This window comes from Psychrobacter nivimaris (assembly GCF_904846365.1).
GTDB lineage: Bacteria > Pseudomonadota > Gammaproteobacteria > Pseudomonadales > Moraxellaceae > Psychrobacter > Psychrobacter nivimaris_B.
Window position 1 is genome coordinate 133,750 of record NZ_CAJHAL010000003.1, and the last position, 21,668, is coordinate 155,417.

General features: G+C 42.6%; 14 protein-coding genes. 5 read left to right on the forward strand and 9 right to left on the reverse strand.

The features are described from left to right. Window positions 1–202: 202 nt before the first annotated feature. The 5 genes from JMX63_RS02595 to JMX63_RS02615 all read right to left on the reverse strand — a co-directional run bounded on the left by JMX63_RS02595 (window position 203) and on the right by JMX63_RS02615 (window position 7,395). Complete coding sequence (locus JMX63_RS02595; RefSeq protein WP_102091840.1) at window positions 203–1,759, reverse strand: DUF1513 domain-containing protein; 1,557 nt, start codon at window positions 1,757–1,759, stop codon at window positions 203–205. 3 nt (window positions 1,760–1,762) lie between these two features. Then, the gene (locus JMX63_RS02600; protein WP_102091839.1) at window positions 1,763–2,914 is read right to left on the reverse strand and encodes an imelysin family protein; all 1,152 of its coding nucleotides are present in this window, start codon (window positions 2,912–2,914) and stop codon (window positions 1,763–1,765) included. 69 nt (window positions 2,915–2,983) lie between these two features. After that, the gene (locus JMX63_RS02605) at window positions 2,984–4,636 is read right to left on the reverse strand and encodes a di-heme oxidoreductase family protein (RefSeq protein WP_406947808.1); all 1,653 of its coding nucleotides are present in this window, start codon (window positions 4,634–4,636) and stop codon (window positions 2,984–2,986) included. A gap of 286 nt (window positions 4,637–4,922) precedes the next feature. Beyond that, a complete protein-coding gene (locus JMX63_RS02610) occupies window positions 4,923–6,383 on the reverse strand; it encodes an imelysin family protein (protein WP_160022417.1) in 1,461 nt (486 codons plus the stop codon). Window positions 6,384–6,738: 355 nt separating this feature from the next. Next, window positions 6,739–7,395, reverse strand: coding sequence for an OmpA family protein (locus JMX63_RS02615; protein WP_057761553.1), 657 nt, complete (start codon window positions 7,393–7,395; stop codon window positions 6,739–6,741). A gap of 374 nt (window positions 7,396–7,769) precedes the next feature. Between JMX63_RS02615 and JMX63_RS02620 the strand changes: the two genes are divergently transcribed. From JMX63_RS02620 to minE, 5 genes are all read left to right on the forward strand, one after another. Next, on the forward strand, window positions 7,770–8,723 hold the full coding sequence (locus JMX63_RS02620) for an acyltransferase (RefSeq protein WP_201570688.1): 954 nt from the start codon (window positions 7,770–7,772) through the stop codon (window positions 8,721–8,723). 390 nt (window positions 8,724–9,113) lie between these two features. After that, window positions 9,114–10,211 carry a hypothetical protein gene (locus JMX63_RS02625; protein WP_224737783.1) on the forward strand — a complete coding sequence of 366 codons (1,098 nt, stop codon included), beginning with the start codon at window positions 9,114–9,116 and terminating at the stop codon, window positions 10,209–10,211. A gap of 83 nt (window positions 10,212–10,294) precedes the next feature. Then, window positions 10,295–11,119, forward strand: coding sequence for a septum site-determining protein MinC (gene minC, locus JMX63_RS02630; protein ID WP_201570689.1), 825 nt, complete (start codon window positions 10,295–10,297; stop codon window positions 11,117–11,119). Between the two features lie 289 nt (window positions 11,120–11,408). Next, a complete protein-coding gene (minD, locus tag JMX63_RS02635) occupies window positions 11,409–12,221 on the forward strand; it encodes a septum site-determining protein MinD (protein ID WP_057761560.1) in 813 nt (270 codons plus the stop codon). A gap of 2 nt (window positions 12,222–12,223) precedes the next feature. After that, the gene (gene minE, locus JMX63_RS02640) at window positions 12,224–12,514 is read left to right on the forward strand and encodes a cell division topological specificity factor MinE (RefSeq protein ID WP_201570690.1); all 291 of its coding nucleotides are present in this window, start codon (window positions 12,224–12,226) and stop codon (window positions 12,512–12,514) included. An 85-nt stretch (window positions 12,515–12,599) separates the two neighbouring features. Here the strand turns inward: minE and JMX63_RS02645 are convergent, their stop codons facing one another. The 4 genes from JMX63_RS02645 to JMX63_RS02660 all read right to left on the reverse strand — a co-directional run bounded on the left by JMX63_RS02645 (window position 12,600) and on the right by JMX63_RS02660 (window position 21,641). Further along, window positions 12,600–13,127, reverse strand: coding sequence for a cytochrome b (locus JMX63_RS02645; RefSeq protein WP_201570691.1), 528 nt, complete (start codon window positions 13,125–13,127; stop codon window positions 12,600–12,602). A gap of 138 nt (window positions 13,128–13,265) precedes the next feature. Next, complete coding sequence (locus tag JMX63_RS02650; RefSeq protein WP_201548093.1) at window positions 13,266–13,763, reverse strand: hypothetical protein; 498 nt, start codon at window positions 13,761–13,763, stop codon at window positions 13,266–13,268. 17 nt (window positions 13,764–13,780) lie between these two features. Next, a complete protein-coding gene (locus JMX63_RS02655) occupies window positions 13,781–14,776 on the reverse strand; it encodes a chemotaxis protein CheB (RefSeq protein ID WP_201570692.1) in 996 nt (331 codons plus the stop codon). Beyond that, complete coding sequence (locus tag JMX63_RS02660; protein ID WP_201570694.1) at window positions 14,766–21,641, reverse strand: Hpt domain-containing protein; 6,876 nt, start codon at window positions 21,639–21,641, stop codon at window positions 14,766–14,768. The genes JMX63_RS02655 and JMX63_RS02660 overlap by 11 nt, the downstream gene beginning before the upstream one ends. Window positions 21,642–21,668: the final 27 nt, after the last annotated feature.

Below are 21,668 nucleotides of genomic sequence, written 5' to 3' on the forward strand. Positions count from 1 at the left end.
TTAAGCGAAAATTGATATTTTTAACACGCTTTTTACTGATGTGTAGCTCGATGCCTGCTTGCCCAAGCTGCTGTCTGACAGTATCTAAATTGGTGTCTAAGCTAATGCTCTATCTCCTTGGCTGACTATTACCGCCATTCTAGTAATAGTCATTATTAATAGCCATGCCTGTTCAGCTGTCGCTCTTGTTGAATGTCACGTATCACAGTGCTTGTAAGTGGTTGTCAAACGACATCATATGCAGTTGACTGTCTTTGATAATCCGCTCATGAGGTTCAACATCGTCTACGTTCGATTTTACTTCTGGTAAAACAGTTACTTTTAGCGCTGTTAACTGCCCTTGACCATCACTAACGATAAATCCTGTCGGCTCGGCATGTTTATCAACTTTACTCATGGAAGCACCAGAATTAGCTAACACCGAAGCCCCTGCACAATCTGGCAGACTTACATCATCAATCAGCTCGCGAGTATGCAAATCATAAATTGCCGCACAGCCGCCAATTGGCGTGGTCACACACAGTAAGTTACGCTCACTATCCACCGCCACGCTAGCGATATATTGGTGAAAACGTTGCCATTGATTATTTGGCATAGTGAGTGGGGTAAAGCTAGCATCACCACGTTTATGAGTCAGCACTAACGGTACATTGATATGTTTTTCACCTTGGAACTGAATACCGATCATCACTGTGCCGTCATCGTGCATGGCTAAATGGCGCACACTCATCTGATTATGTTTGGGAGTCACTTGCTCAAGCAATGTGCCATCGTGACGATTCAGATAAACCAGTGAGGGTCGCATGGTATCTAGATTTAGCTCTTCGCGTGAGGCCTGCTCGGTTTTGATACCCCCATTTGCAATGACGAGCGTTTCGCTATCAGGATGCATAATCAGTTCATGCGGCCCGATACCATATGAGTCAAACTCTGCTACTTTTTGATAAGCATCATGGGCATCATAGATACCAATTTTACCTGCCAAACTCACTGTGTCGTTCTCAGTTACGTAGAGCAAGCTGCCATCTAAGCTATAGCAAGCATGACCATAAAAGTGACGGTTTACATCAGCTGTAATCGCATGCTGTACTTGCCCATTTGACGTATTAAGTACCCAGAATTTTTCGCTTGGACGACGACCCATGACGACGACATCACGTCTTTTTTCAACATTGCTATACTGAACTTCAGATACATTGACAGATACAGGCTGAACAACGATGTCGTGGACACGCTCAGGCATAGTTGTCTGCCAAACGATTTGTCTGTCAGCATCAATACCTACCACGCCAAAGTCGTGCTCACTCTGGCCTGATGTAGCCTGATCTTTTGGCAGTGATGCAACGCCACTGACCCAGCTGACTGGGCGCGCTAGCATCGTTGTCGTATGCATGACAGCAAAGTCAGGCGTGTTACTTTTATCATCACCTACAGCATGATAAGCCTGCTTCCAGGTTACCGCTGCTTGCTCACAAGCATAACGTAAGCGCGAAAGCTTCGGCGTTGAAACAGGTGCCGCACTTAATGCTTGCAACTGCGTACGAATACCATCTACATAATCTTGTAGACTGGCATCTGGATGCTGCTGCTTACGATAACGATGGTGAATACCGACCAGCGCCGCCGTACCAACTGCTGTCAGCACTGAAGTCGTCAAAAGCTCATGAGTTGACGAAGTTCTCCCAGACCGATTAGACCTATTCATCTGGTCATGAGTCTGGGCTGCTGACATTGCTGTACTCGCTTCGATAGTAGACATTGTCTAATCGCCATCAGTGCTGTTAAAGCCCACGCGAATACCAAGTGCTGGGATTAACTGGCGTTTAATCAGACGAGTGACATCAGTCAGATGATCGTATAACGCTTGTTGATCGTCCTTACTAGCCTCTGATAAATCTTCTGGCATTTGTGCTAATAATGCGGTTGTATCAGCCAATGCAGTTGATAGATTATCCGAAACTTTGTTTTCATCATTGCTACCAAGAATAGCTGTCAGTACTGGGTCAGTCATGGCTTTATTAATCGTATCTAACTTAGCATTGATGATAGCGCGGCTTTGACCAGCAGTAGCAGCAGGCAAATGCCCTTTTGCCTTACCTGTCAGACCGAGTGGCTGATCAATGGCATTAGATTTCATGGTCTCAATCAATGACAGTAGAGAGTTAATCCACTGATTTAGGCCTCTATCGCTCTCTGCTGTTTTGTCTATCGCCAATAAATCAGTCGCGTTTTGCTGCCAGTTTTTCTCGATGTCTTTTAGACGCGTGCTCAACGCACTACTAGCGCTAATCACATAAGCACACTGACCAGCGTCTAAACTGTCATTGGCAAACAAAGCCTCTTCCAACCCTGGTACGCCTTGTACGATAGCGCTCTCGCCAGCAAGTTGTTCTGGCGTTAGTTTTGGATTGGCAGCAATCAAATCAGCCACGCCACTGTGTACAAGTCCGCGCTCGTCAGGATAGTAGTTGATGTATAGATTGCTCATACTAGCAGTCGCAGGACCAAAGTTGACCATCTCAGCACTTGACCAAGCTTGTGCCAATACTAGCCACTGTGCACGTAATGCTTGTAGCTCATCGCCACTTACTGGAGCTTGGGTACAGTGCTTCTGCGCCAGTTCGTTCAACAGATCGCTTTGCTTGGCTGCATCAGCATACGCAGGAATCACGATATCGTCTGCCACATGCGTCAAATACGTTTTTGCAGTCTCAGGGCTGATATCTACTGCAACGATTTGCTCAGTACTTTCTTTGCTGTTTTCTATTGAGCTGTCAGTAGCTGCACTGTCTTGCACAACTTTTTGGCTGTCTACATCTGCAGCTTTGTTGTCATCGGCAGGTTTGACACAACTGATCAGCAGTCCAGCACTCAATGCAGATAGCGCCATTGCCAAAGCGTGGTTTATTTTCATAGGTTTCTCGGTAATGTTATAGGTAGTAATTTATAGCGTTTTTATACTGATTTTATAATAGCGACTTTATTACAGCGACTTTAGGAACGCATTAAGCTCTGCGCGACCTTGTTTGTCCAACTTCAATACTTGTTGCTTTTGCTTTTCGGCTTCTCCGCCATGCCATAAAACCGCTTCCATCAACGTACGTGCACGGCCATCATGCAAAAACGTCGCTTGAGGATCAACTGTCTGCGCAAGTCCTACGCCCCAAAGTGCTGGCGTACGCCATTCATAAGAGTTGGCTAAAAACTCAACTTGGGCATCTTTTGGTGGTAGCTTACCGGCAATCGTACGATCAGCGAGATCATTGCCCATATCATGCAATAGCAAATCTGTGTAAGGATAAATCACTTGTCCATGCTGCTCAAGATGATCATCGTCGGTTTTTGGCAACTGATATCTTGGCGTATGGCAGCTTTGACAACCCATGTCATAAAAACGCTTTTTGCCAGCTAGCACAAGCTTATCATCTGCATTACGGCGATGCGGCACTGCTAGATTTCGAGTATAAAACTCTACAAATTTCGCGACCTCATCGTTTACTTCAACAGGTGATTTACCATTGCCCTGCTCATCAGCACCTGTCGCTGCATTTAGGCAAGCGGTCTGCGTTGGCATACAGGATTCGTGAGGACGGATGTTTGATGTCAAACCCATATCTTCGTTAAAGGCACTTTGATTTTGGGTGATAAGTTTGGTTTGACCTGCTTTCCACCCAAATCGTCCAAGCGCACGCTTGCCCGTTTGCGGATCCATGACCCAGTTAAACTTACCACTGATATCGCTATCACTACTGTCGCTAGCTTGTTTTTTAATGTCATCGTCAGGTATTTGCTCTAGTAGCCCAAGCCCAATCATCGGTAGCGCCACACGCGGTGATACCATCATATCATCGTCAAAAGCACCATAACCAGGTTTGGTCAAATTAAACGTTGGTGCACGCAGCGTCTCGACATATCCGTCAGCAAAGGTAACTGGTTTGTCTCTCCACTGCACCACAATTCTCGCTTCAGCAGGCACGCCCTGAATACCGCGATCTTGTAGCTGACCACCATACATAGGATGAGCCACCTTTTCAATTAGCGAATCCTTTAGCTGTTGGCGTTGCTCATCGGTCGTCGCTGGCATAGACAGACGAATTAACAAACTATCAGCATCGTCATCGGCAGTCATCGGCGCATGACCTCGCCCATCTTTGACATGACAGGACTGGCAAGCGGCCACATTGAATAATGCGCCCAGTCCATCACGACTATCAGTACTAGCAGGTGCAACGACCCATGGCTGCTTGAAAAACGCATTACCAATAAAGAACGACCCTTTTCGAGAAGCTGCTAGATTCGATGAAGGCTTTGAGTAGCTTTCAGCACTGCTAATGCTAATACCAGAGTCACCGCCCTGCTTGATCTCTTGAGGGTCAAAGCTTACCAGTTGCTGCATCGGCATGCCTGCCAGGGTTTCTATATTTTTGGCATGTTCGGACGACAGCGATTGGCTGTTTTCACTGCCGCTTTCATTACTTGAGGCCTGCTCTGAAGTATCGTCTGAAACGCTGTCAGATGGTTGACACGCACTGATAGCCATTGCACTGGCGATAATTAGCGCAATCTTAGAGGGTATATGTCGTAGGATTTGAGTAGCAAGATGAGAATCAGAGGGGTTAACATAATTGGCGTTCATAGAAATTAATTGCCTTAGCGCTAGAGTAGAACCATTAAAATTTTGTCATACCATCTCATTATATGTCGTCACAATCATTGCTTATCGACATATAATGAAATGGTACACTGGCCAATTGGCTTATTTAATGCTCGTAAAAATGCGTTGCCAACGGTGGCTGACAACGCACGTATTATATCTAATCTAAGTATCTAATAAACAGCGGTTACTGACCTATAACGACTAATAAAACGTCACAAAGCCAATGAAAGGCTTTTAAATAAGGGCCGCTAGCTTAAATTTTTTCTTAAAACTGTGACCCAGCATCTGCGTCTAAATTATCGATTCCAACTGCTTTTGCAGCGTTTTCGATACTGGCCGTCAGCTCTTGTAAACTAGTGATACCCGCTTCAACCCATCCACGACGGACGTTTTGTTCTTCAGCAGAGATACCTTCTTGGCTGGCTTGACCGACAGTTGCAATCATCTGGTCAATCTTGATGCCGTCTTTTTCGCCTTTTTCAACGATAACGTTGAACGCGCCTTCTACTTTGTTGAACTCAGCAGCCAATTTATCAGCAGCTTCTGTGTGGCCGTTATCCGTTAGATAGTCTTTGATACCGTAGCCGCCCACTGTCTTGCCAGCGACTGTTGTATAGCTACCATTAAAGACGTTTTGGATACCGCGCGCATTATTGGCATAGCTTAAATGAGTCAAATCACTAAAGCATTCGTGCTCATCTTCGGTAGAACCCGTAACAAAAGCGACCTGCATACGCTCAGACGCAAGCTCACCTAATGCTAAGCTGCCCATTTGATACATAATTTGGCGCAGACCATTATCGTATTTGCGCGCTATCAAATCACTACGCAAAGTATTCTCAGTGTCGGGCTGCCACTGAGCTTCCATCGCGGTCAAATCATCAACCAATAGTTGAGTTGCAGCGGTTAGGAATTCACCACGGCGCTCACAGATACTGGCATCTTCATTGACGGTCTCACCACTAGTACACTGTCCGGCTTCAGTCGCATAGTCAGTGATTGGGCGATTACCTGCGCCTTCTTTTACGCCATTGTTGTCTTGACCCCACAGCATAAATTCAATCGCATGATAGCCAGTCGTTACGTTGGCTTCACTACCACCGATTTCATTCATTTCTGCGAGTAGCTCAGGCGTAATCGTACTGGTATCTTGCTTGATACTACCAACAGTAATGCTGTCGCTATTGATGATATTTTCTTGGCTGTTATATTCGCCTTCGTAGTCGTCACCAACATAATCAATCAGCGCTTCATCAAGTGGCCAAGCATTGATCTGCCCTTCCCAGCTATCGATGCTGTTGATAGCACGTTTATCATTGGCAGTCACAAAGCCTTCATCAAAACGGAAAATCTCAGTTTGTGAATATGGTTGGCGTGCTGCTTTATAGGCAGCCTTTGCAGCATCAAGGTTCTCTTGTGTTGGAGTGGCCACGTAAGTTTCTACCGCAGTTTGTAGCGCTTTAGCAGTGTCCAACGAGTCTTTATAGGCGGCGTGTGCCATATTTGCATAACTGATAATCAATCTATCAATATGTGCTTTTTCGGCAGCAGTCATCTCTGTATTATCAGTTGTCTCTGTGTTTGCTACTTCTGTTTGCGTTTCTGTCGCAGCATTGGTGTCTTCATCGGCTTGCTTTGTACAGCCCGACACCATTAACAATCCTGCAAGTGCAACAGCTAAAGTAGTTGGTAAAAGCTTACGGCTCGTTACTGTGGTAATCGTCATACATATCCTCAAGAAATATAGCAAAAAATTCGTTTTAGTTAAGTAGCCTCAATTATTTTGATAATCAAGCCATGTTACAGCAGGCTATCTTAGCCATGCACATTGACTCTCAGTGCGCACGATAAGACGTTTAATATTGCATTGATAGCAAACACTGACAAATTATAGTGTTATTGATAATCATTATCAATATTTAATTTAATATTAACTTTATCTATCAATACTCAATGTTTTATTCAGACTGAAAACATAAAAAAAGAGCCAGCATATCGCTGACTCTTTTTGAAATATATGTGCTCAAATATCTAGCACATACTTAATAGCTATATAACTATTTATTAGTTATAGCTATTTATTAGTTTACGCTCTGTGGTGCATTAACTGTTAGCTCAACACGGCGGTTTTGACCACGGCCGTATTCAGTGTTGTTGTCTGCGATTGGACGTGACTCACCGTAAGCAACAACGTTTACACGGTTTGAAGCAACACCGCGAGCTGTTAAGTAGTTAGCAACTGAGTAAGCACGATCACGTGACAGACCCATGTTGTAAGATGCAGAACCCTTGCTATCAGTGTGACCAGCGATAGTAATTGTGTTTTGGTTATACTGGTTCATCGTTGAAGCAAGCTTATCAAGCGTTGGCTTGAATGATGAGCTAAGGGTTGCATCATCAAATGAGAACGTGATGCTACCTGGCATAACCAAATCAATGTTACCAGTGGTTGGGTTCTGCTCAACAGTTACGCCTGTGCCAGCCATTTGCTGCTCAAGTTGACGAGCTTGACGCTCCATGTAGTAACCAACGCCTGCACCTAGTGCTGCGCCGATAGCCGCATCACGACCAGTTTTGTCGCCGCCTGTTGCTTTTGAAATAGTTGCACCGCCTGCTGCACCAACTAGACCACCTAGAGCAGCTTTGTTTAGACGCTGTTGTCCAGTGTTTGGATCTGTTGTACAGCCGCTAAGTGCTAGACCTGATGCTACTGCTGCAATCATTAAAGTATTACGCATAATATTTCCTCTTAAGTTTAAAAATCGTGCTTTTTATAAAGATTGTCCATTAATCTTTTTTAAGTACTTATCTACATTCCCTATTATTATGGCAACTACAACCTATCTCTGTGTAATATTTTGTCATACCTATGTATGAGAAGTGCAGGTTATATTTCAATGATTTTATAGGTCAAATTTTCGCGCCTTGCTACCACTAGTCACGTTTACAACCGTACACTACAACATGTTTCTGCTAAAATTATATTGCTGAATTTGTCGGCTTTGAATAGTCATGATTTAAAGCTTTACGTTCATGATATTCCTGACTTGACTAGGACAGATTCAGCGACATACTGCTTATTATTAATCAGATAGACTGAAAAGGATTGAGCATGCGATTGACATCTACCATTCGAAAAATGCATAAACGTTCGCCTAAATTAGGCAAAGCTGTGTCGCTTGCAACAGCTACTGGTGTCATCGCCGCCAATAGCTTCGGTGGTAGTATTCCTTTGTGGTTAATGGGTGTTGGTAAGGTCATTACTGGCGCCTCTATTGCAGACAAAGCCGTTATCAAAATTGCTACTCACTGGATCAGTAGCAACAGTGCCTTAATCGACAATATGTTGCCTCGCAAAGATTGGCGTATCAGTCTACCCGACGATATTCATACCAATGGTAAATACCTACTGGTGAGCAACCACCAATCATGGGTCGATACTAGCATCGTGCAGTATATTGGCGAAAAACGTTTACCACTCACGCGATTTTTTACTAAGTTTGAGCTGATCTACATCCCTATCGTTGGTCAAGCTTTTTACTTTTTAGATTTTCCAATGATGCGCCGACATTCAAAAGAAGCCATCGCCAAAAATCCTGCGCTAAAAGGCAAGGACATCGAAGAAGCCAAACGTGCCTGCGCCCTACTAAAAGACAAACCGTTTACCTTATTAAATTATTTGGAAGGTACTCGTTTTACCAAAGCCAAACAAGCTCAGCAAAAATCGCCTTATACGCACTTATTAAAACCTCGTGCAGGCGGATTATCATTGGCTATCAGCGCACTAGGTGAAGATATCGATGGCATATTAGACATGACAATCGTATATCCTGATGGTGTACCAAGCTACGGGGACCTTTGGAAAGGCAATATTAAACGTTTGGGCGTTGACTTGCGCTACATCGATATACCAGATGCGTTGTTCGAAAGTATCAAGCAAGGTGGCTACGAAAATGATGAAGATACAAAAGCTCAAATGTTCGACTGGGTTGAACAGGTGTGGCGTCAAAAAGATGAACGTATTAGCACTATGTTGGCAGATTTCGAAACCAGTCCTAAAACGTAAAATGCCTAATGAGAATGCTCAGCAATACTAAATTGGCTGACCGTTAGACCTTATCAAATACCAAGCACAGTCTATGCAAGCGTACTAAGTACTAAATATCGATGTAACAAACGTTAATGTAATAAGTATCGAGCACGAGATAAAAAGTTATAGGGCAATAAAGTTGCGGGTACAAATGTCACAATAGTCATATCTTACTTATGATGTTTACTGTTAAAACAGCCATGCATCATAAGTAAATTTTAATCAAGGATGGGTTGTTTTTTAGCCTTATTCATTGATAATGTGACTAATCATGAACTCATAGATTTTCGATGTCTACTTTGATAGTAAATGGTAGTAAATATCGAATTCTTACCCATTTTTTGTGCCATTTATTACTTATAAGGTATGACTGTGCCCACCTCTACTACTAGCTCGCCGTTAGCTACCGAATCTGTTTTGAGTCAGCCTCCTTATCCAATAAGTGATGAGCCACCAAAACCGAACCATCCAAAGCCGAGTCGCTTTAAGCTCACTTACGATATTGTCATGATTATTGCCATCAGTATTGATCTGCTATTGATCAGTATCGACGCTATTTTGATGAGCAATTTTAGTAGTAATGCTGCAGAATGGCTAACCATCAGTGAAGCGCTCAATTGGTATCAAACAACCCTACATGATCCTCTACGTACTGCTGGAGGATTTTTTACTATCTTTTTGGTCGTTGAGTTGCTATTGCGCTGGGCGATTGCCATCAAACAAAAAGTCTATTATCGCTGGTTCTTTTTCCCATTCGTTCATTGGTACGAAGTATTAGGCTGTTTTCCGCAGCTACGTGCTTTGCGACTGCTGCGAGCGGTGGTTATTGGACGACGTCTATATCAGCTTGGCTACCAAGTACTGCCGCAGACGTGGATCAACCGAATCAAATTCTACATTGACCTACTGTTAGAAGAGCTCTCCGATCGCGTTATTTTGACCGCGATACAAAACTTTCGACAAGAGCTAACCAGTTCAGACACGCATAAATCATTCATTGAGTCGACGATTGCAAAAAATCGAAATGAGATTGAAGCGGCCGTATTGTCCGTACTGCGTACAGAGCTTGCACCAAAGCTGCAGGAACTGACTGCCTCATCAGGTGGCGGCAGTATATTGGCGAGCGAAATGGGTAATGCTATTGAAGAAGGATTGGCCAACACACCTGAGTTGCGCCGCTATCTACGCATGATACCGATCGCGGGCAGCCTTATTGAATCACAGCTACATCACGTCGGGCACAATATCGGTGAGAATGTCGTCAATGCATTAAACAAGCGACTTTTAGACCCTAAGCGCTTGGATATATTGATGATGGAAATTGCTAGCGGTATTGCGCAAATAGATACCAATAATACAGCGCTAGATACCTTAATTTCTAGTATCATTGATGACAGTTTGACTGCGTTTGAAGCGCAGGTAAAAGTGCAGCAATGGAAGCACCAAGATATGTTAAACCTATAGTTTAGCTATCTAATAGCATGACGTAATAAGAGACATAATAAGAGACATAATACCGTGACAGAATTATTTTTAAGGGTTTGTATATGACAGTTTCAGCTAACGATAACCAGACTGCACCAGCGCTAGCTTTCTATGGCAAGATGCTGACATTTTCACGCGTACAGTTTAGTACAAGCGATCTAGCAGCTATAGAAGCTCAGCTAACTGAAACGCTCAGCAATAAATCGAGCAATATCCCTATCCTTATTGATAGTGACGTTGAGCAGGATTTATCAGCACTAGTAGAGCTGCTATGGGCATGGGGATTACAGCCTATTGGCGTGGTAACAGGAGTGCTTGATGCGCAAGCACGTGAGCAGCGCTTAGCGATATTTCCAGCAGATGGTAAGCGTATTGAGCGTATATTACCAAGTAAAAAAGCCCCAGTTCCTACTCAAAAGGCAGTAGAGAACAACAACGCCGAAGCAGTTAATGCTAATAGCGTCGATGATACTTCTACCACGGGCGAACCTGTTACTGAAACCACACTATCTAATATGCCCACCGAGACGTTGGTAAGTACTCAGCATATTACTAGCTTAATCTATGATCAAATGCTGCGTTCAGGACAAAGCCTCAATCACGTTGGCGGCGACTTGATCTTGACCAGTAGTATCAATAGCGGTGCTGAAGCGATTACTGACAATAGCTTGCATGTATATGGCCGTGCACAAGGGCGTCTGGTGGCAGGCGCAACAGGGGATAAAGATGCCCGTATATTTTGCCAAGCCTTTAATCCGTCATTGGTGTCAGTAGCAGGAACCTATTGCTTACGAGACAACTTACCTGAGCATGTCATCGACAAGTCCGTGCAAGTAAAATTTGTAGAAGGCGAAGGCTTAGTGTTTACCGTGATGGATGAAGCTTAAGACGCTATTAAAAATAATACACGGTGAAGTGACTTTATAGAAAACTAAGGTAGTTAAGCTGCTCTGTTCGACAAGCCAAAAACCATAGTTATGACCCTACTAATACCACGCAGAGAGGCTAATTGAGCGATACATAGGTTGTTTTTCTGCTTTAGTATCGAGCTGCTATAATTTTTTGTTTATTTATGCTAGGCTAGCTTCGAAGATAGTGTATATATGTTAGGTGAATAACATGTAATTTTGCTATTTATATAAAAGATATCCCATTGATTCATAGGAGTGTGCCATTGTGGCGAAGATAGTTGTAATCACTTCAGGTAAAGGCGGTGTGGGTAAAACCACGACAAGTGCTTCTTTTGCCGCTGGTTTGGCGTTACGTGGCTATAAAACGGTTGTTATCGACTTTGATGTAGGTCTACGTAATCTAGACTTAATCATGGGTTGCGAAAACAGAATTGTTTATGACTTCGTAGATGTCATCACTGGAAACGCGCGCTTGTCGCAAGCACTTGTCAAAGACAAACAGCTTGAAAACCTGTATATCCTGCCAGCCAGTCAGACGCGTGATAAAGACGCATTGACTGACGAAGGGGTATCAGAGGTAATGGCTGAACTCTCTAAACAGTTTGACTATATCATCTGTGACTCGCCTGCTGGTATTGAGCGCGGTGCACAGCTAGCGATGTATCATGCGGATGAAGCTATTATCGTCACTAACCCTGAGATCTCTTCAGTGCGTGACTCAGATAGAATCATCGGTATTCTGCAGAGTCAGACGAAAAAAGTAGAAGAGAACCAAGGTACTGTTCGTGAGCATTTGATTATCACTCGTTATAATCCTGAACGTGCGGCTGCCAATGAGATGATGGATATCGATACTATCTCAAATGATATTCTAAAAGTTCCACTACTTGGGGTTGTTCCTGAGAGCCATTCAGTGCTTGAAGCGTCCAACCATGGCGAACCAGTTATTCATTATACCGACTCTGTTGCTGGTCAATGTTATGAAGACATTGTCGCCCGTTTCTTGGGTGAAGAGCGTCCACTACGTCATATTGACGTGAAGAAAAAGAGTCTATTACAGCGCTGGTTTGGAGGATAATGATGACTAAGAAAAAAGGATTTTGGAGTAGCCTATTTGGTACTGACGACAACAATAACGCAGGTAGCGCAAATTTAGCAACTGAGCGTTTAAAAGTTATCGTTGCTAGCGAAAACAGATTAAACAATCGCTTAACGGTTGATCGTATCGAAAAAATGAAACGTGAAATCTTAGAAGTTGTGAACAAATACGTTAACGGTGTGCAGATTGATGATGTCAATATTAACCATCGTTCTGAAGACAGCTTAGATGTGTTAGAGATGAATATCAACTTGCCTGAGCATAAGAAATAACGTTCTAACAGTACGTATTTCTACAATGAATAAAAAAAGCCCCAAGTTTGATACTTGGGGCTTTTTAATGTTGATCGATTATAGATTATTTCATACGGGCAATAAGATTGTCTTTTTTGACAAACTGATGGTATAACGCGGCTGCTATATGCAAGACCGTAAAACCAATAATCGTTGGCCAGATAATCTCAGTATGCAAGTTATTATAAAAACGAGCCAAACTTCTATCTGGGGTCACGAATACAGGGATCTGAAAGATACCAAAAATATCAACCGGTCGACCGCCATATACCGCCATCAGTAAGCCAACCATTGGCATAGCAATCAGTATGGCATAGAGAGCAAAATGTGACATCTGAGATACGAGCATTTGCCATTTTGGCATGGCTAACGGTGGTGGTGCCTTGGTAAAAACGCGGTTGATGACTCGGGCAATCATCCAGAATAATAAGCTCACGCCGAACGCTTTATGATATCCAATAAACAGATTGCTATCTAAATTCTCATATAGCAGTATCATTATCCATGTGGTTAACAGTAAGGCTGCACTAATCCAATGAAAAATACGGCTACTAACCGACCACTTTGATACATTCGAGTTGGCATTATTCATGAGTGACTCTACTACCTTTATCAGGAATTATCTCTAATCGATTTTATAAGCCAGCTAATGCTCTTCAATAGATGAAGTCATTAATATTACTGGCTTACTATTTATAGAATGGAGAATACCTTAAATAACGATAAGAATCTAGCTATCCGAATCAATCAGGTGATGGGCAATTTTATCCAAATCTGGCACTAAGTATAGCTCGTCATCAATCATCACTGTTTGATATAGGTAGGATGAGACGTCATTTTTATCAAAATACTCTTCCCTACCTTCGATATTAGCACCACTAAATTGTTCCGGTGTCTCTACATCTTTCACTTCAGAAATTCGTGCTTGCAGCTGACGCAAGTCACCTGCCGTTTGTAAGGCAAATCGGTGATCAGTCGTATTACCTTCCAAAACAATCATTTTGTCTGGAGCATGATCTTGCAGTAGCAAATGAAATACAGCCAAATCTTGTTGTTGCCAATCGTATCTAGAAACCTGCTGCTGGGACTCATTCACACTCAAAATTAGGCTGCTTGGAATGATCCAGTCCGGCTGGTTAGCTGCTGGAACAATAGTAACGTCAAGCATACCGTTGTTGGTAGTCAACAGACTCACAGCCTCAAACGAATGTTTTAAAATTTGTGTCATACGTCACTCGCAATAAGTTAATGTGAATGGCTATCTGCCCTTTCACCAATGTAATCGGTTAGTTTTTTTGCTAAATCGGTAGGGCTACCAACAAAATTGCAATACCCTGAGTCAATGATAGCCTGAGGTTGACTTGGACATGCGCTTAATCTCGGATCTTGTGCCCATAATTGACTGTTATTATCTTGGATTAAATCTAGATACTGAGAGCCATCATTACCCATACCTGAAAATATAATATTAATAAGCTCGCTACCATGAACATCACTGGTATTTTTGAGCAGCTGCCCGATTGCAGGCTTATATTCACCATGCCAATCTTGTTCCAATAGTATCACGCGACCTGTTGAATCACAGACAACCTGCTTATCAATAGGAACTATCAGACACTCTCCTGCACGTAGCCGCTGTGAAGAGGCGATAATCTTACAGCGCCAGTCATTGTGACGGTTAAGTATGCGGGGCAACGTACCAATCATGGCTTGATTGAAATGATGTGCCAATAAAATACAAATTGGTAGTGTAGCTGGCACATTATCTAAGAATTCTTTAACCGCACTAGGGCCACCCATAGAAGCACCCAAAAATACGACATACTGCCAGTCAGTATCAGCACTCTTGTAAGCTGGAGCATCTACCAATATTGGCAAGTCAAGCAATTGGGCAAATTTACGCTTTAACTTACGTTGCCACTTTGCATATTCTTGTGATTCGTTTAGATACGGTGCTTGACTGAAGCCCACTAGTACTGCTGTTGGTTTGGATGCCACCGTCGCTATTGCCACACTGTCATCATAATCACTGTCTATCAGCCAAATATCGATAGCTGAGTTAGAAAGCGCACCTGTTTCCCGCCACTGTGCTCGTGACACACAGCCGACCAGCGTAAAGCCGAAGCCACGTACCGTATCTGAAAACGCCATGCGCTGGCGATGGTCTTCTGCCACCACCATCACTTTAATATCGTTTCTATTTTTTTTTCGCAGCGCTAAAACACGTGCATTATCCTTCATTAGTCAGGCTGACCCCTTCACCTAGTAATTTTTGCATTTTATCAAGCAGCTCTTTTTCTTGGAATGGTTTACCCATATAGTCATTCACACCAATCTCCAAGGCACGCTCACGATGCTTTTCGCCAGTACGTGACGTTATCATAATAATCGGAATTTGCTTTAGACGACTATTATGTCGGACTTGAGTGGCGACCTCGAAGCCGTCCATACGAGGCATTTCGATATCAAGCAATATCATGTCTGGTGTCATATCTTGCAATATTTCAATTGCGTCAATACCATCTTTAGCGACTGCCACATTGAACCCTTGGCGTTCTAAGAAACGTGAGGTTACTTTACGCACTGTCACTGAATCATCGACGACTAGAATGGTAGATTTAGACTCTATACGTCCTCTCTTAGCATCAGCAGCTTTCGTAATATTCTTGACCAATTGCGCATTACGCATAAGAGCAATCAGATCTAAGATGAGCATGACCGAGCCATCACCCATGATAGTAGCAGCTGAAACTCCTGGAATATTTGATAATTGTTGGCCTAGAGGTTTGACAACAACTTCTATGCGCGAACCTGCAATCTGATCCACTTGCAAAGCAATATTCTGTCCGGTACGATTTTTAATAATGATAAGCGGTAAGCTAGTATTGGTATTTACGACCAACTCATTTAACTTATTACCCGATAAGATTTCATTTAGATAGCGTACTCGATACTCAGTGTCTTCGAAATTTAATGTAGCATCATTTGATTGATAGTAGTCATAGAGCTTCTCTGGATTCACTCGAACCACGCGCTCAATCTGTACCAATGGAATCGCATAGTAGCGATCTGCAGCACGAACAACCAATGCGTCAGACACGGCTACCGTCAATGGTAGGCGCATTGTGAAACTTGAGCCTTTACCCAACTCTGAAACGACGGATACTGAGCCACCTAGTTGACGAATTTCACTAATAACAACGTCCATACCAACGCCGCGTCCAGAGATCTGAGTCACTTGCTGACTAGTACTCAATCCAGCGTTGAAGATGTATTGCATAATATCAAGGTCTGACAGACTATTATCGTCTGCATCAATTAGACCCTGAGAGATGGCTTTACTACGTACTGCTTCAACATCAATGCCTCGCCCATCATCTGTTAATTGGATGACGATCTCACTACCTTCACGATGCACTTCAAGGGTAATACGGCCGCTACGCTCTTTGCCTGACTTTAGACGGGTCGATGTGGTTTCAATACCATGGTCGACAGCATTACGTAACATATGCTCAAGCGGTGAAGTAATGCGCTCTAGGATGGTTCTATCCATCTCGTCATCAGCATTAACAATGGTCAGTTCAACAGACTTATTAAGCTCGTTAGCTGTTTGACGTACGATACGTTCAAGACGTGGTGTCAAGCGCGTAAATGGCACCATACGTGAATTCATCAAACCGTCTTGCAGTTCCGTCTGGGTACGAGATAACTGTAGCAGCAGGCTTTCGCTATCACGTGTCTTTTCTAATAATGTATGATTAATATCAACCAAATCTGAGGCCGACTCTGTTAAAGATTTAGACAGCTGATTCAAAGAGGAGTATTGATCCATCTCTAGAGGGTCAAAGTCTTCATTATCGATGAGTTCCTCATCTATTTGAGATAGAATCTGTGCTTCTAGCTCGATCTCCATACGACGTAGCTGATCTGCCAAACGTTGTACTGTCGTACCCATCTCTTCAATACTGTTTGTTAGACTACTGATACCCATATCGATACGAGCACGGTTAATCGCTGACTCACCAGATAAATTAATCATGTGCTCAATTAAACCACCCGAGATACGAATCATCTCATTGCTACTAGCGCTCTGATCTTCCTCATGAGTATCTCTAAGCATAGACGGCATTTCACTGATATCTTTTGCAAGATACTGTGAATCTTGGTTTTCTTTGGCAATTAGGATTGCTTCACGCTGGGCTTGTAGAGACTCTTTAGGTATCGTTTTTAGGCTATCAGGGTTTCTACCAAACTGCTCCAACGCTTCAATCAACAACGTAGGCGTTGGTGGATTAACATGTTGTTGAAGAATAAATACTGCATCAGCTAGCCAGTCATGACTTGCAACCAGTAACTCTAATACTTTTTTGGTGGCTGGACGTCGATTACTAACAAAATCCGTATAAACTGATTCCATTTCGTGAGCTAAGTCAGCAATACCAGAGGCAGTGACCATGCGTGCGCCACCCTTTATGGTATGCAAGTCACGTTGGAGCGCTTGTAACGCTGTGGTATTACTCGTGTCTTTTAAGAACAAGTGCAGATACTTATTACGATTGGTAAGCTCTTCTGCTTCTTCTAAAAATACCGCTAATATATCAGGATCAGGGAGTCCGTTAGCCCATGATTGTTTAATCATGCTATCCAGACTTAGGGCACTCAATACCTCATTATTACTGTCAACAACATTGGCAGCAATGCTACGCTCTGTAGGTTCAAAGTGATTTTTTGGTACTGGTATGACTAGATCGACTACCTCTGGTAACGTTTTTGCTTTTTCAAGCTGGCGCAACTGTTCAATCAGCTCTGGAGTAAAGAAAGATTTCTTATGACTCACAATATGCATCACTTGTAGTGACATGGTGTCTTGCACCATTTGCATGATTTCAAGCCACTGCGCGGTTGGCGCTCTTCGGCTCTCTACAAACGACTCATAGACACTTTCTGCTTCGTGAGTCAAATCACCAATACTACGGATACCAGCCATCCGTGCACCGCCTTTAATCGTGTGCAAATGACGCTGTAGAACCTTTAGCGCATTGATATTGGTAATATCGGCACGCCATTTATTGAAACTTTCATCTAGTGCAGTATCAAGCTCTTGTGCTTCTTCTAAAAATATTTCTAATAGCTCAATATCAGTGTCAATGGTTTCAAACTGTAGCTCAGTTGCTGGAACAACTCTAACGGTGAAGCCAACGTCCTCGTTCTCATCCCTTTCTTGATAGATACTCTGTAGATCATCAATGACTTGTTTATCTATTTTTAAAGAGGTACTTCCAGCTAAAGCATCAAACAAGCCTATCAGCTGAGCATGACCTGCGTGCAATATTGCTTGAATGTCTTGATTTTGAGCTTTATCGATATGATTACTCAAATAACGATACGCATTACCTAGCTCATCTAAAATTATGACGAATTTTGGGAATGCTTGTGCTTTTTTCATTAGAGAAGCTATTTGAGAGACTTGCTGCTCTATATAACCTTGAATATACTCTATCTCAGTATGATTCAACGCATCATCTAATTCCCACTCAGCATCGAGTAACGTATCAATATTACTGTCTAATAACTCTTCTATCGTCGGTTTATTGTTTGTCATGACGGTAGTGGCATTAGCTACGTACTGCTCACCAAGCATGGCCTGCAATGACGCTATATCATGCTGACTCTGCGAACCATCGTCCTCTGTTGATACATCGTGCTGCTCTATATTTTGCTTATAATTATTTAGATAACCCTCTATTAATGTGGCTGACTGGGCTAATGCTGCTAAATGCTGAGCATTCATGCCTATATCTTGTTGTTGTAATGACTCCAAGCTATGCTCGATGGTCGCACTGACTTCGCTGATAGCGGCCAAAGCACTAGAACCCGAAGCACCGCGCAAAGTATGAAATGCGCGTACGATTTCATCTGTGATTTCTATATGATGCTGTTCTCTATTGTCTTTGACAAACTGTTCGATACAATCAAGCAGCTCTTCTGCTTCATCAATAAATATCTTACAAAATGCTTTTTCTTCTTCGGTTTGAGGGGTAAGGACAACCGCTGCCTCAGCCATTTTTTCATTGACCGAATGAAAGGTCTGCAAGGTAGAGTCTATTGCTTCATTACTGTTGTCATCATAAACATAGCCAGTCTCAGCCGTATCAGACAATGGTGTCTTTTCTTCCATCTCATCTATAGAGCTATCTACTGATTGTGCAAACAACGCAGAATAACTAAATCCATTACCCTGCTGTTTGCTATACGCATCAGCACATGCAATCCATACTGGGACAACAGCTGGATAGTCTTGAGTACCCTGTTCAAATGCTACAAGCATCTTGGGGTAAGCTGCCAGTACATCTGTAATCAACTGACGCATATCAGCTGAGATAGCGACACTGTTATCTAAAACACGGTTAAGCATGTTTTCTATAGACCATGCCAGTTCCGCTGTATAGTTAGCGCCTACCATGCGGCCCGAACCTTTCAAGGTATGGAAACCACGGCGAATATCCTTTAATCCCTCTAGATCGGTCGAATTTTCCTGCCAGCTTTCGTACAACGGCACAATTTCTGCCAATACTTCATTGGCCTCTTCTATAAATATCTCTTTGATATCAGGATCTGCACCGTCGGCATCAGCTGGTAGTTGATTAGTCTCTTTAATAAAAGGTGCAAGATTCTCTGGAATATCCAATGTAGATAGATATTCGTTGGTATTTGCTTCCTTGTTATTCGAGTCAGTAACCAACTCGGTACTATCGTTATTAGAATCGTTATCAGCATCATCGATTTCTAGTAGCGATTTTTCTAATTCTGCATCATCTGACATAAACTCTTTAGGAGCAAGTTCAGCTAGCGTCAGTCCAGTGTTGACCGGCTGCTGGCTCATAAGATTACTACTTTGTAAGATAGCAATAGCAGGATCAAAGCTTGGTGGGCGCTGCGCTGAAAAATCTGCTACCAACGCTGGTAGAATTTTTGTGGTATCAACTACTAGATTCACAACATCATCTGTTACTGGCAATGTTTTATCTAATAAACGATTGAGTAGGTTTTCGATTGACCATGCTATCTCGCTGATACTAAAGGCACCAACCATACGACCTGAGCCTTTTAGAGTGTGAAAACCTCTACGCACTTCAGTCAATGGTGTTAGGTCTTGTGAGTCTTGCGCCCAGATAGGAAGAAAATCTTCAAGATCAGTAATAATTTCAGTCACTTCTTCAATAAAGATATCGTGGACATCTTCATCTGTTTCAAAGTTATCAGGCTTCACGTGTTCACGAGCCTGCTTTAGTGCATCACTTTCAGTATTGTTGGACAGACTCAACTTATCTTGTTCAACTATATTTGCATCGTCTATATTGATAACAGGGTTAATTTCGCCACTATCATCATAACGTACAACATTCGTCGCAGCTGACTCTTGAGCGAATACAGTTTCATTAAGCGTTGCTGGTGATTCGATATCAGTATCAAGAAGCTGTGTTGCTCTGGCCGTATGTTCATTTGCTAAAGTAAGCAACTGCTGATCAAAAACTTGCTGCGCAAGATAATCAAGTAATAGCTCAATAGACGTTAAGCTCTCAGCCAACGTCTGCACCAAACTCCAGCTCGGGGTAGTAATATTACGAGTGGTTAACTGTGTAAATAGACTACCGATATCATCCATAGTATGACGAATTTCTGACAATTCCATATCGTCAAAAGCTTGACCAATACTGGTAAAATCAGTAGACGCTGGTAATAATCCTATATCTTGATGTTGTATATAATCGTTGAAATTTTGCTTTATCTTTTCTACTGCAATTCGAAGCTCACGTAGGCCATCATCGATAGGAATAGAGTCATGTTTACTTGTTAATTCTGTCTCGTTACTATTTATCACTTCAGGCATAGTAGCGAAAGAGGTCGCATCACCAATCTTAAGAGAAATGGTTTGCTCAGTACTATAAATAGCGTTGTATAGCTCTTGCAGCTTGCGTTCAATTTGCCACTGCTCTTGCGCAAAACTCGTTTCTGATACAAGAGACTGTTTCAAATCTGCAAGGATGGATTCCACCTGAGACACGTAGTAAGTCCAGCCTCGGTTTTTGAGCTGCTCTCTGATATGTTGTAAAGGAGCTACCAAGCTATCTGGCTCATCCAGTTTGAAAATAAGCGCATCAAGCTGAGTTAATAATTGCGGTAAAAAACGAGACGCTGTCGTGGTACTTTGAGATACTTTATCCAAAATAGACTGAGTACGTTTACTACTGTGCGCTAGATAACTCAATTCAACATAGATTGCGGTTGTCAATCTTACAACTATAGTTGAAGGTACTTCATTTGACTGGGTGTAGTACTCTATAACTTGATCAAGCTGACCTAATAATGGTGCATAACGCTCAGGAAGTGGCGTCTCATTTTGGGCCAGATCACGTAGCAATAACTCAGTCAAACACCATAGTCTTTGTAAACCACTATCTTGTGTTGTCTGCCTGAGATACTGGCTAGCTTTTTCTAAGGTACTGAGTGCTGATGACTGGTTTGTATTAGTGATCAGTAATGCTTGTACTTGCTGACGCCATACGAGTAGCAACTGCTGACACTGTTCACTTGTCAAGCTAGCAGTAGCTTGTTCTGTAGGCACGGCCACTTCAATGTTATTGATAATATTTTCGTTATTCGCATGATCATTCGTGTATTCATGCTGAACATCACTAACATTTACAAGAATGTCAGTTTCTATGTCTCGTTGGGACAAAGCTTGGGTCAACTCATCAATTGCTCTACTTATTAGACCTCTATGATAGATTCCTGTACGCGCATACTGATTAATCTCTCGTTGTAATAATCGATGAGAGAACTGACCTATACGGCGCTCTTTAATAGAAAAATCGTCACAACTTTGTAATCCTGCGAGTTGACTCAACTTACTAGCAACACCCGCTAATAAGGGAAGCTTAAGTATGATGAGCGCACCACTAATCTGATGATAACTTGATGTCAGTTGCTCATGGTCGATGCTAGATTCACCTAATTGCCAACCGTCAGACATCTGTGTTAACTGCTGATTGAATAATGGTAGCAACCACTGAAATGTCACGATGTCATTGGGCTGGTTTTTCATAGGTTTATCCTAACTCGTCTATGCACT

Bases quoted from the DNA above. Each gene is read 5' to 3' on its own strand.
- JMX63_RS02595 (WP_102091840.1), bottom strand. From the start codon at position 1,759: ATGTCTACTATCGAAGCGAGTACAGCAATGTCAGCAGCCCAGACTCAT.
- JMX63_RS02600 (WP_102091839.1), bottom strand. From the start codon at position 2,914: ATGAAAATAAACCACGCTTTGGCAATGGCGCTATCTGCATTGAGTGCT.
- JMX63_RS02605 (WP_406947808.1), bottom strand. From the start codon at position 4,636: ATGAACGCCAATTATGTTAACCCCTCTGATTCTCATCTTGCTACTCAA.
- JMX63_RS02610 (WP_160022417.1), bottom strand. From the start codon at position 6,383: ATGACGATTACCACAGTAACGAGCCGTAAGCTTTTACCAACTACTTTA.
- JMX63_RS02615 (WP_057761553.1), bottom strand. From the start codon at position 7,395: ATGCGTAATACTTTAATGATTGCAGCAGTAGCATCAGGTCTAGCACTT.
- JMX63_RS02620 (WP_201570688.1), top strand. From the start codon at position 7,770: ATGCGATTGACATCTACCATTCGAAAAATGCATAAACGTTCGCCTAAA.
- JMX63_RS02625 (WP_224737783.1), top strand. From the start codon at position 9,114: ATGACTGTGCCCACCTCTACTACTAGCTCGCCGTTAGCTACCGAATCT.
- minC (WP_201570689.1), top strand. From the start codon at position 10,295: ATGACAGTTTCAGCTAACGATAACCAGACTGCACCAGCGCTAGCTTTC.
- minE (WP_201570690.1), top strand. From the start codon at position 12,224: ATGACTAAGAAAAAAGGATTTTGGAGTAGCCTATTTGGTACTGACGAC.
- JMX63_RS02645 (WP_201570691.1), bottom strand. From the start codon at position 13,127: ATGAATAATGCCAACTCGAATGTATCAAAGTGGTCGGTTAGTAGCCGT.
- JMX63_RS02650 (WP_201548093.1), bottom strand. From the start codon at position 13,763: ATGACACAAATTTTAAAACATTCGTTTGAGGCTGTGAGTCTGTTGACT.
- JMX63_RS02655 (WP_201570692.1), bottom strand. From the start codon at position 14,776: ATGAAGGATAATGCACGTGTTTTAGCGCTGCGAAAAAAAAATAGAAAC.
- JMX63_RS02660 (WP_201570694.1), bottom strand. From the start codon at position 21,641: ATGAAAAACCAGCCCAATGACATCGTGACATTTCAGTGGTTGCTACCA.